Raw genomic sequence first — 11,190 nt, forward strand, 5'->3', positions numbered from 1 at the left:
GAGTTGCTCGGCATGTGCCATGATTTGTTCGCTTAGGTGTTGCATGCTACCTCTCGTGTCAGAAAGATGAGCAGTTTTCTGACAGTTTGCAACTGCCAGCACTACAGAGGGCGCTAAGTGGCGTTCTCACTTTGTCTCAGCTATACTTAGGGTATGGATTTTGTCTTCTACGATCTTGAAACCACGGGGATCTCGCCCGAGTTCGACCAGCCGCTGCAGTTCGCCGCGATCTGGACGGATGAGAATTTCGTGGAGAAGGATCGGGTCAACATCCGCTGCCGGTTGGCGCCCCATATTTTGCCGTCACCGCAGGCGTTGGTTGTGACCCGGGTCACCCCTGATCAATTGATAGACCCAAGCCTGCCGCCGCTGTTTGAGTTTTCGCAGCAGGTGGCCGAGTTCACCGAGCGATGGGCACCGGCGATCTGGGTGGGCTACAACACGATGAAATTCGACGAGGAGGTGCTGCGGCAGACCTTCTACCAGAACCTGTCGCCAAACATTTACGCCACGCAGTTCAATGGCAACACGCGCTTTGACATTTTGCCTGCTGTCTATGCCACTTATGCCCGACACCCGGATCTACTCGTCTGGCCCACCGATGACACTGGCCGGCGGAGCTTCAAGCTTGATCGGCTGGCGCCTGCAAATGGCTTCAATGCCCACAACGCGCATGATGCCCTGGGGGATGTCGAGGCGACCATTCACATCGCACGTCTGATCGCAACGCGCAGCCCGGCACTTTGGTCCGAGTTGATCGACAACGCCCACAAGGCACGCGTGCAGGCAAAGCTTGAAAGCTTTCGGCCCTATGAGCTGGTCACGCGCTTTGGCGGTGGTGAGCCGCGATCCTACATGGGCTGTTTCTGTGGATACTCTCACGGCAACAGCGCGCAGGCCGCGTTTTTCGATCTGGATGCTGCGGACCCATCCGAGTTCCTCGAGGCCTCGGATGAGGCGATCTTAGCAGCAGTGGATGCCACGCCGAAGATCATTAGGGGCGTGTCCACAAATAAAGCCCCCGCGCTCCTCGAACACACAGCGCCCAGCGCTGAGCATCTGCGACGGGCGACGGTCATCGCCAACGCGCCTGAGTTTCGTCAGCGCGTAGGCGCGGCAATGGCCGCTCGCTTCGTAGAAGATCCCGACGCTCCGCCAAAGCCAGTTGAGCAGCAGATTTATGGTGAATTCTATTCGAACGCTGACAAGCAGCTTTTGCAGGAGTTTCAGCATGCGACCTGGCCGCACCGGCAAGAAATCGCTGCAAGCCTTTCAGATCCTCGGCTGCGTCAGCTTGGCCGGCGGTTGGTGGCGTTTTACAGCCCTGAACTGCTGACAGCAGATGAGATGGCGCTCTTCAAAGCTTATCTGCGTGATAAGTGGTCCGCGCCTGACGCCCCCGAAACTGAATGGATGACCTTGGAAAAGGCGGAAGCAGCACTGCGTGATTTGCGTGCTGCCGGTGCTGTCGAGCCCAATGAGCTCAATGTGATTGCGTCTTTTCTATTGGAGTGGCGCGCACGAGATGCGTAGTTACAAAAAACAAGGATGTTGTATTGGGTGGATTTGTTTCACTCAGGCAGACCTCCGAAATGGCAAGGCTGCGCCGAAATACTGCCACATTTGTGGAGAGCTACAGGCGGGAACAGGGCAAATCAGATAGGGTTGCGTTGCACTGACGGTATTTTGCCTGTGTTCCCTAAGGCAATCTTCCGTAAAGAGTATCACGAATGCCGTGGCCGAGCTCAATTTAGTCTATAGAGCTCAAATTTCCTCCTAAGGTCATGAGCGCATTCGAGCGACCCAATATTCGTATCTGGCCAGTTTTTAAACACGGTATTTATTTTGCGCAAAATCCGGCACCCGAAAGAAAATCCGATATTTCCGGCGATAAGCCTGCGAGAATAATACCAATAATGAAGAAGATAACGCCCCACCAGTCGATGTGAATATCACCGATGAGGGCCCTCTCAAGCTGCTCCTCGAAGCTTCGATGTGCTGCCTTTCTTTCGGCTATTTCTTCCTTGATCTTAAGTGTTAATTCTTTCGACTGTGCTCCGAGATTGGTTTCGAGTTTCTCAACCAAACCAAGAAGGTTTTTTGTTTCCTCCTCCAATATTTCCACGCGTCTTTTGAGGGGGGTATCTGGGCCGGGTACAATACTTATCTTAGCTTTCCCAGCACTGGCCGCCATGGAAATTCCCTGTGCCGCAATTATTTGGTTTGCAACCCGGCGTCGGGGGAATTTCTTGAAATAAGTCGAAACTCTTTCTCGAATAGTTGGCTTTTTGAAAAGCCTTTCTGCGCCTCTCAATCGTATGGCGACCGTTATGACTCCGCTTATTTGCAGAGCCGTTCCAAGGAATCTGAAGTAGTTTTCCCCGCAGCCGAAGCGAACAAGAATTATCCAAATTGCGACCAAAGAAAAGATCACGACCCAAATAGGCCAGAGGGCGCATATGCCGAGCCACAGATGCGCGACGCTCTGTTTAAAGTAGACCCAGAGAGGTTTGCGGCTCTCGGTCCTAACCTGAGTTTTTGGGGTCATCAGTCATGATGGCAGTTTGTCCAATTATGCCGCTACCGCAAGCTGAACCAGCCATTCTGATGTTGGCTGGTAGGTTTCGTCCTAAGATCAGCCGTGCGAGACCTAAATTGAATGTTCGTTTCGAGGCTAGAACCGGTCGAGAAGAGGCCTGCTATAACTTGCACTTCGGCTTCGAAGCGTATCACTACCTCTTACTTACCCTTCAAAATAGCAGCAATGATCAGGCCAAAGGGCCCGAGGATTGCCCCCCAGAGCGCACCTTTGCCACCATCGACGAAGAACCCGATGATGCCGAAGACGATGGCACCAGCGATGATGAATTCCATTATTTCGCTTCCTTTCTTGTTGCGGCCGCGTGCTCACGACACCGCCCCACCATGTGGGCCGCGCTGATGTGATGGTTCTATTCGCTAGCCTGAATGCCCAATGCCTCGAGCGTCGCGCGGTCAGGCGCTCCAGTGGCCGCTAAGCCGTTTTGTTCTTGGAAGGCGCGCATCGCGTTGCGCGACCCGTTCCCCCAAACGCCGTCCGGTGTGCCGGCATCAAAGCCTCCGGCGTTCAGCATGGTCTGGATGGCACGGTAGTCGTCGCGGGAGAGATCGAGCGTGGACCAGCCACACGCGCCAGCTACTGCCTCGACCGCGTCCTGAATGCCGGCCAGGTCGAACTCCGCGTCATAGCGGCGGCCATTGCCATCGGTCAGCCGGATGAAAAACTCTTCGGCATCGTAGAGGCCGCGCAAGAAGCCTTCGGACGCAGATCCAAAGAGCCCAGCGCCTTTGTTGTTGGTCAGTTCGTTCCAGCGGGTCGACTGCGCTGGTGCATCGTCGATCCGGTAGTTGATATCGAACGAGTTCCGCCGAATGGCGCTCATCAGATAATCGTCTTGGACAAAGACGATGGATGTCTCGCCTTCCCGACACTGCGCGAGAAGCGCGGTGATCCCGCTGAAGCTGCGCGCATCATAGGCTGAGTAGTTAATGGCCACGACGGATGGGCTGTCATCGATTGCAGCGCGTTCCTCGTTGATGACCCACCAGCCCGAAATCCGATCCCCTTCGTTGTGCGCCTGCTCAAACGGTGCAAGGCTGTAATCGATGTTCGGGTGGTCGGGATCCGCCCAGGGTAGGGCTGCAGTCACCTCATCACCATCTGCCGTGGCTGCGGGCGATGGTGCGTCCTGGCTTGGCGTCGATGGGGCGACTGCTTGTGGTGTTACCGGAAACGCGATGCCATAGCGCGCCTGCAAATAGGCCATATGCAACTGGGCGAGGGTGAGCTTCTCGGTTTCGACGCGGCTTAGCGCCACCGCTTGTATCAGACCGCCGGCGGATGCTGCCTCTTGTTCGGCCGCTTCGACACGCTGTTGCTGCGCCGCCATTTCGCCAAGAAGCTGCTCTGCACGTTCGGGATTAGGTTCTACGGCTGGCACGGTGACTTCGATGGTCGCGCCTGCGGCCTCAGCCTCTTGCCGGGCCTCAACGATAGTACGCAGTAGCAGCAGTGCTTCTCTCCGGCCTTCAGCGAGCATGCGGATCAGCCCACCATCGTAGCGGGCGATTGTGGCATCCACTTCGGTGATCTGGCTGTCGATGGCGGCGATCTCTGCATCGAACGCTGAGCTTTCCTGGGCCATTGTATGCCCAGCAAGGCAGGTGCTGATCAGCAGCGAAGCGGTGAGCGTGCGCAGTTTCATCATGTCGAAGGTCCTTTCAGCAAAGCGCCTTAGCCGCGGCCAATGTCGTTTAAGATCGTGTGGCCGCGTTCAGCCATGCAGCGATCCACGACCCGGCGGGGGCCATAGGTCACAAGATCATAGGAATAGTCATTCGCCGCTGCCCCGGCCGCCATGCCGGAAGCTGCGCCATAGGCGGCGAGTTCGCCCTGATAATCAGAGCCGCTGCCGACAACGGCGCCGGTGATGGCGCCGACCAGAAGCCCCGCCATAATATTCGCGCCCATCTGTTCCTGCTGACGCTGGCGATAGTCGGCCTCGACCTGGACCGCGACCGCACGGCAAGCCTCAAGGTCACGCTCAAATCGCGGCATGTTTGTACGCTCTGGATCCACAACGGGACGATACTCAGTCAAGGGCTCGAGCTCTGCGCAACCGGCCACGGTCAAGACTGCGATCAAGCCAAAAGCCTGGGTTTTCGTAATAAAATTCATCCAGCAGCTCCTTTTCCCTTCCCGAGAGCAGAACGGGAGGGTTATGCTGGGGTGAGCCCCCAGGTTTGTGATACGTCTAATAACGTGACGGGCTTGTCACGAATCGGCATTCTGGCCTGTTAAGGGTCTGTCGGTCCGGTTGGTGAGTCAATCAAAAAACTAGACGCATGTATTCGTGCGACATATAAGTGAGGGCGCAGGGTGACTCGCAAGAAGGGCAAACAGCTGAACTGGGGTGTCGAACGTCGATATGAGTTTATCGAGTTTCGCCTGTTTTGGCAGGGGCGGATAAACCGGGGGGACTTGATGGACGCGTTTGGGGTTTCGACACAGCAGGCATCGCTGGACCTGAACGCCTACATTGAGCAGGCCAAGCGCAACCTTGTTTATGACAAGAGCCTGCGTACGTATCTGCGCGGTAAGCATTTCAAGCCCAAATACCTCAAGCCGGACGCTGAGGAGTATTTTGCTCAGCTGCGCGCGGTTGATCAGGGGCTGGTAAGCGCCGAGCAAAGCTGGATCAGCTTCTTCCCGAGCTTTGGTGCAACGCCGACGCCCGCGCGGGGTGTGTCCCCGGAAACCCTGCGTGACGTGCTAGCAGCGATCCGCGAGCCATCCGCCTTACAGGTAACCTATCAGTCCATGTCGCGGCCGGAGCCCAGCGCGCGCTGGATTGAGCCGCACGCCCTGGCATTCGATGGGTTCCGCTGGCACGCCCGGGCGTTCTGTCAGAACGATCAGGTGTTCAAGGACTTCCTGTTATCCAGGATCGTCGAGGTGGGTGAGCAGGGGCCCGTGACCGCTGAGCCCAGCGCAGATGAAGCATGGCACACCGAGGTCGTGCTTGAGATCGGCCCGCATCCGGACCTGTCTGATAACCAGCGCCGTGCCATCGAGATGGACTACGGCATGGAAGAGGGCAGGGCCCAAATCGCTGTCCGCCGTGCGCTGTTGTTTTATGCACTGAAGCGTCTTGGCCTGGACACCGACCCGGCAGCGCGCCGCCCCCAGGACCAACAGATCGTTTTGCTCAACCGTGACGAGGTCATTGGATGACCATGGCGGCACGGAAAGCAGAATTCGGGGCAAAGCAGCCCTACAAAATGTCCTTCACTTCCGGGGGGCTTTTCTTGACCGAGAGCGTGGCAGTCGCCGGGATGCATCGCTCGGGCGAAGATTGGAAAGACACGCTTGAGCGCGCCCTGCACGAGGGTACGACCTCGCTCCCAAAGGCCGCCTCTAACCGCCGTACGCTGCGGGAACTCGTCAATCGTTTGATGATGCTGAATGACGATGAGGTTCGTTTCCTGATTGAAGAGGCCGGGCGGCAAGAGCAGCAGTATCTGCTTTGGGTGGCGGCTTGCCGTGCCTACCGCTTCGTCCGCGAGTATGCGGTTGAGGTCATTTGTGATCGGTTTTTGGCGTATCAGCTCGATCTGCCTCTCGAGAGCTTTGACATTTTCTTCGAGGCTAAGGCCGACTGGGATGACGGGCTAGCATCGATCAGTAACAGCACGCGTAACAAGTTACGCCAAATCCTGTTCCGAATGATGCGTGAGGCTGGCGTCGTTTCTGACGATCACCGGATCCAGTCGAGTTATCTCTCGCCTCAGCTGCGTCAGTTGCTTGAGGCGACCAACCCAGCTGATCTGGCTGTGTTCCCGGGTGTTGTTATTGAGGGAGGTCTGTCGTGAGCCTGCAATTGACGCGCAAAGAACGCGCCGAGCACCTGTATCGGGTCATCACCAGCGAGCGTTTCTTGACCAAGCAGGGCCTTGGCAATGAGGTACCGTTTTTCATTTGCCCGTTCCCGGCAGAAGAAGGCCTCACGATGATCGAGGACCGGCTCGACCTGATCGAGCGCATTGGACATGCGGGCGTGGCGGCGCTCGATCTCAGCCTGTACGATATCGCACTCGGGCTCTTGGAGGAGCGGGGCATCCTGGAGGATGTCTTGGCCGCAGAGCCTGAAATGGAAAAGTCAGAGCTGCGCGAGCTGTTGCAGGGCGTTCTCGATGTCCATGAGCACCTGATCCCGAAAATCGCGGAAGCGATCGCCGCCCAGCCGCATGACGTGATTTTCCTGTCTGGCGTGGGCGAGGTCTACCCGTACATCCGCTCGCACAATGTGCTCAACAACCTGCAGAGCACCGCCAAGGACAAGCCAACGGTCCTGTTCTTTCCAGGCAACTACACCCACTCCACAGCGACGGGGGGATCCCTCGATCTCTTTGGGCTGCTGCATGACGACAAATACTACCGTGCTTTTAACATTCTGAACTACGAGGTCTGACCCGATGACCACCGCTTTGAGAAACATTTTCGCCAAGCCTGTCGACCGCCCCATTGATGGCGTGATCAAGGCTGACGATGAAGCGAGCCTGCGCATCGAGCTCGACGAGTACGTCATCACCGATGAAATCGGCAAACGCCTCGAGACCTTCCTCGATGCCTATAACAACTATGACACCGCCAATGGGGTCTGGATTTCTGGCTTCTTTGGCTCGGGTAAGTCGCACCTGCTGAAGATGCTGGCCCTTCTCATGGAAAACCGAGAAGTCGATGGCACACGAGCTTTTGACATTTTCGAGGGAAAGCTGACCGATCAGCCCATGCTTTTGGGCGCCTTGCGAAAAGCGGTTTCGGCTCCGTCTAAATCGATTTTGTTCAATATCGATCAGAAGGCTGATGTCATCTCAAAGACCGACGTCGATGCGCTGCTCTCGGTATTCCAGAAGGTTTTTGATGAGGCGTGCGGTTACTACGGCAAGCTGCCCCATATCGCGCAGTTTGAGCGCGACCTTGATGATCGAGGCCAACTGGCAGCGTTTAAGGACGCTTATGCGGCGGCCGCTGGAAAACTTTGGGAGCGCGGCCGTGAGCAGGCAGCGCTCGAGCGCAAAAACATTGCGACAGCCTTCGCCTCAGTAACGGGTGGCGATCCTGCTGATGTCGCAGATATCTTGGGGCAGTACCGCGCCGATACCCGGGTCTCAATCGAGGATTTTGCCAATAATGTGAATGTTTGGCTCGACAAACAGGCACCGAAGTTTCGATTGAACTTCTTTGTAGATGAAGTCGGGCAGTACATCGCCGAGAACGTCAAGCTGATGACGAACCTGCAAACGATTGCCGAAAGCCTGAATACAAAATGTAAGGGCCGCGCCTGGGTCATCGTCACGTCACAGCAGGACATGGAAGCCATTATTGGCGATGGAAAAGCGTTCCAGTCGCAGGATTTTTCGAAGATCATGGCGCGCTTCGGTGTGAAAATGCCGCTGAACTCTGCCGATGTTGCTGAGGTTATCCAGCGCCGCCTTCTGTCGAAGACCGACGAGGGCCAGGTACGGCTTGGCAACCTGCACGACCGCGAGGAGAACAACCTCAAGACCCTGTTTGATTTTACGGATGGGTCGATCAAGCTGAAGAACTTCGATGGGCGCGCCCACTTTGTCTCGAGCTACCCATTCCCGCCCTACCAATACATGCTGTTTCAGATGGCGATCACGTCGCTTTCCCAGCACAACGCCTTTGAAGGGAAGCACAGCTCGGTCGGGGAACGCTCGATGCTGGGCGTGTTCCAAGAGGTCGCCAAGAAGATGGCAGACCAACCCGTGGGCGGTCTTGCCACCTTTGATCTCATGTTCGAGGGTATCCGCATGGCCCTCAAATCTGCTGTACAGCAGTCGATCCAGATTGCCGAGAAGGAAATCCAGGACATCGATCCCTTCGCGGTTCGTGTGCTGAAGGCGCTCTTCCTCGTGAAATACGTCAAGGAGTTTAAGCCCACGGTGCGCAACATCAGCGTGCTGCTGCTCTCCGAGTTCGACACCGATCAGGTCAAGCAGCGGCGCAAGATCGAGGAGGCCCTGTCTTTCCTCGAGCGCAACACGCTTATTCAGCGCAATGGCGAGGTCTATGAATTCCTGACGAACGAGGAGAAGGACGTCGAAGCCGAAATCAAGGCGCTGGATGTCGACCCGTCAGAGCTTTCGAAGGAAATGGAAACGCTGGCGTTCGACACGATCCTGAGGCATCGCAAGATCAAGCATCTGACCACCGGCAATGAATACAGCTTCAGCCGGAAGCTCGATGACCACCTCTTGGGCCGGGAATACGAGCTTTCCATCAACGTGATCAGCCCGTTCAACGATGATGTCGCATCACCTGAAGCCGTGCGCATGCGGAACATGAGCCGAGAAGAACTGGCGGTGGTGCTGCAGCCCGATGTGCGGTTCATCCGCGATCTTACGCTCTTCAAGCAGACGGATAAGTTCATCCGTCAGGCCCGTGCGGGTTCCCAGCAGCCAGGCCGTGATCGCATCGTGGCTGAGAAGGGCGATCAGAACAGCCGTCGCTATAAGGATCTCGAACTCCGCCTGCGCAAGCTGATGGCTGAGGCGCGGATGTTCGTGCGGGGCGATGAGCTCGACATTGGTGGCGAAGAGCCCCAGGACCGGATCGTGAAAGGCTTCCAGGGCCTTGTCGACAAGGTCTATGTTAACCTGCCAATGCTGCGGGGCGTGACCTATGCTGAGGCCGATATCCTGAAGGCAGCAACGCCCGAAAGCGGGCTCTTCGGCAACAACGGTGAAGGGCTGACCGAGGCGGAGCAGGACGTTCTGAACTACGTCCAGTCTCAGGCTCGGAATGGCGTGAAGGTCTCGGTGAAATACCTCACCGAACGCTTTGGCGGCAAACCCTACGGTTGGCCGACGACGGCAATTCTGTGCTTGGCTGCCAGCCTGTCAGGCAAGGGCAAGGTTGAAGCCCGATCCGACGGCACCGTGCTCGAGCGCGCAGAACTCGCCAAGGCGCTGAACAACAGCCATGCTCTTGCCAATATCCTGCTCACCCCGCAGACCGAGTTTACCTCTGCCCAGATCCGGAAGGCGAAAGAGCTCTACAAGGAGCTGTTTGATTTGCCATCGGATGGGACTGACGCCCGGACCATCGGTGCGGAATGGCTGGAGAGCACGCGGACGCTGTCAGAAGATCTGGGTAAGATGCTGGCGCAGAAAGCGCAGTATCCGTTTGTCGTGGCGCTCGAGCCCCTGGCCGCGAAAATTGCCGCGATGGTGGGCAAGCCAGCCACTTGGTACATCACCGAGCCCGCGGCACAGGAAGATGACCTGCTCGACGCCAAGGAAGAAGTCCTCGACAAAATCCGCAGCTTCATGGGTGGTGCCCAGCGCGAAATCTATGACGACGCCCGGGATTTCTTGCGGGACCAGGAGGCCAATATTTCCTATGTGGATGCGGCCGCCGGCGAAGCACTGGCCCGTGCCTTGGCCGACCCTGCTTGCTACAAGGGCACGGCCATCCAGTTCCTGAAATCCGATCTCTATGGGTTGAAAGACCGTGTTGAGCTGACCGTGCTTGAGGAACGCAAAGCTGTCATCGCAGCGGTCGAGGATTGCGCGGCCAAGGTCACGCAGACGCCAGAGTTCCAGGCGCTATCTGAAGATGACCAAGCCCACATCAAGCGCAATATCGATAGCCACAAATTAGGGCTCGACAGCGTGAAGATGATCCCGATCCTGCGCGATCGGGCGAATGGCGCGAGGCTCGATCTTCTGCCGCGCATTTTGGCAGAGGTTGAGCGACTGAACCGACCGGTTGTCGATCCAAAACTCGTCCCGCCCGGGCCGCCGCAGCCAGAGCCCCCGCAGACCACTTACGTCAACGCCTCTGAAATCAAGGTGGGCTTCGCCAAGCCCTACCTGACCGAAGAGGCTGACGTCGAACAATACGTCCAAGAAATGAAAAAGACCCTTCTGGTGCAGATCCGCGCGGGCAAGAAGGTGATTGTCTGATGGACACGAACGCGCTGAAGAAGTTTGCCCAGTCCGCCCGTAATCTGCTGATCGATCAGGTGCGATCCAAGCTGGATCTGGTGCTCAACCCTTCATCGCCCGCGCGGCGGGAACATCCGCAGGTGATGAAGGAGCTCGATGCTGCGATCGCGCGGGATGGCAAGGCGCAGGTTATCGAGCAGGTGGCCTACACCTGGTTCAACCGCTTCACCGCGCTGCGCTTCATGGATGTGAATGGCTACACGGCTGTTGGGGCTGTGTCCCCAGCAGAAGGGCAGACACGGCCAGAAATCCTTGCCGAGGCGATGGCGGGGAACTTGACCGACGGCGCGCCTAGCAGCATCGCGGCGCTGCTTGATGGCCGCACGCCGTCCTCTGATCCGCAGGGTGAAGCTTATCGACAGCTCTTGGTGCATGCCTGCAACCAGTGGCACGGGCCTATGCCGTTCCTGTTCGAAGAGCTGGACGATTACACCGAACTCCTGATGCCTGAGGATCTTCTGTCGCAATCCTCGATCCTTGTCGAGCTGCGCAAAGTGATGACCGAAGATGCCTGCCGCGAGGTCGAGATCATCGGCTGGCTCTACCAGTTCTACATCTCCGAGAAGAAGGATCAGGTCTTCGCGGGCCTCAAGAAGAACCAGAAGATCACGGCCG

At 57.2% G+C, this 11,190-nt stretch carries 9 protein-coding genes and 1 pseudogene; 6 read left to right on the plus strand and 4 right to left on the minus strand.

The features are described from left to right. Window positions 1-153 precede the first annotated feature (153 nt). Window positions 154-1,533 carry an exonuclease domain-containing protein gene (locus AC4GMC_RS15020; protein ID WP_487880424.1) on the plus strand — a complete coding sequence of 460 codons (1,380 nt, stop codon included), beginning with the start codon at window positions 154-156 and terminating at the stop codon, window positions 1,531-1,533. 307 nt (window positions 1,534-1,840) lie between these two features. Here the strand turns inward: AC4GMC_RS15020 and AC4GMC_RS15025 are convergent, their stop codons facing one another. The 4 genes from AC4GMC_RS15025 to AC4GMC_RS15040 all read right to left on the minus strand — a co-directional run bounded on the left by AC4GMC_RS15025 (window position 1,841) and on the right by AC4GMC_RS15040 (window position 4,717). Beyond that, window positions 1,841-2,548: a hypothetical protein gene (locus tag AC4GMC_RS15025; protein WP_487878817.1), complete on the minus strand. Its 708-nt coding sequence runs from the start codon at window positions 2,546-2,548 to the stop codon at window positions 1,841-1,843. Between the two features lie 191 nt (window positions 2,549-2,739). Beyond that, window positions 2,740-2,874 carry a hypothetical protein gene (locus tag AC4GMC_RS15030; RefSeq protein WP_256415914.1) on the minus strand — a complete coding sequence of 45 codons (135 nt, stop codon included), beginning with the start codon at window positions 2,872-2,874 and terminating at the stop codon, window positions 2,740-2,742. Window positions 2,875-2,951: 77 nt separating this feature from the next. After that, a complete protein-coding gene (locus tag AC4GMC_RS15035; RefSeq protein WP_487880423.1) occupies window positions 2,952-4,247 on the minus strand; it encodes a peptidoglycan-binding domain-containing protein in 1,296 nt (431 codons plus the stop codon). A 26-nt stretch (window positions 4,248-4,273) separates the two neighbouring features. After that, the gene (locus tag AC4GMC_RS15040) at window positions 4,274-4,717 is read right to left on the minus strand and encodes a glycine zipper family protein (protein WP_296939672.1); all 444 of its coding nucleotides are present in this window, start codon (window positions 4,715-4,717) and stop codon (window positions 4,274-4,276) included. Window positions 4,718-4,918: 201 nt separating this feature from the next. Here AC4GMC_RS15040 and AC4GMC_RS15045 point away from each other — a divergent pair, with 201 nt between their 5' ends. The 5 genes and pseudogenes from AC4GMC_RS15045 to AC4GMC_RS15065 form a co-directional block, all read left to right on the plus strand. Beyond that, a complete protein-coding gene (locus AC4GMC_RS15045; protein WP_488052160.1) occupies window positions 4,919-5,773 on the plus strand; it encodes a BrxR family helix-turn-helix transcriptional regulator in 855 nt (284 codons plus the stop codon). After that, window positions 5,770-6,411, plus strand: a complete 642-nt coding sequence (locus tag AC4GMC_RS15050) for a DUF1819 family protein (RefSeq protein ID WP_487878004.1) — start codon at window positions 5,770-5,772, stop codon at window positions 6,409-6,411. The genes AC4GMC_RS15045 and AC4GMC_RS15050 overlap by 4 nt, the downstream gene beginning before the upstream one ends. Beyond that, window positions 6,408-7,010: a DUF1788 domain-containing protein gene (locus AC4GMC_RS15055; protein ID WP_487878005.1), complete on the plus strand. Its 603-nt coding sequence runs from the start codon at window positions 6,408-6,410 to the stop codon at window positions 7,008-7,010. Before AC4GMC_RS15050 ends, AC4GMC_RS15055 begins: the two co-directional genes overlap by 4 nt. Window positions 7,011-7,014: 4 nt before the next feature. Next, window positions 7,015-10,533, plus strand: coding sequence for a BREX system P-loop protein BrxC (gene brxC / locus AC4GMC_RS15060; RefSeq protein ID WP_487878006.1), 3,519 nt, complete (start codon window positions 7,015-7,017; stop codon window positions 10,531-10,533). Further along, window positions 10,533-11,190 (plus strand): annotated as a pseudogene (locus AC4GMC_RS15065) (BREX-1 system adenine-specific DNA-methyltransferase PglX); the annotation flags it as partial. The gene brxC and the pseudogene AC4GMC_RS15065, both read left to right, overlap by 1 nt.

The organism is Thalassobacter sp. (assembly GCF_982993085.1).

Coding starts and splice junctions, on each gene's coding strand:
- AC4GMC_RS15025 (WP_487878817.1), bottom strand. CDS start 2,548: ATGACCCCAAAAACTCAGGTTAGGACCGAGAGCCGCAAACCTCTCTGG.
- AC4GMC_RS15020 (WP_487880424.1), top strand. CDS start 154: ATGGATTTTGTCTTCTACGATCTTGAAACCACGGGGATCTCGCCCGAG.
- AC4GMC_RS15050 (WP_487878004.1), top strand. CDS start 5,770: ATGACCATGGCGGCACGGAAAGCAGAATTCGGGGCAAAGCAGCCCTAC.
- AC4GMC_RS15030 (WP_256415914.1), bottom strand. CDS start 2,874: ATGGAATTCATCATCGCTGGTGCCATCGTCTTCGGCATCATCGGGTTC.
- brxC (WP_487878006.1), top strand. CDS start 7,015: ATGACCACCGCTTTGAGAAACATTTTCGCCAAGCCTGTCGACCGCCCC.
- AC4GMC_RS15035 (WP_487880423.1), bottom strand. CDS start 4,247: ATGATGAAACTGCGCACGCTCACCGCTTCGCTGCTGATCAGCACCTGC.
- AC4GMC_RS15040 (WP_296939672.1), bottom strand. CDS start 4,717: ATGAATTTTATTACGAAAACCCAGGCTTTTGGCTTGATCGCAGTCTTG.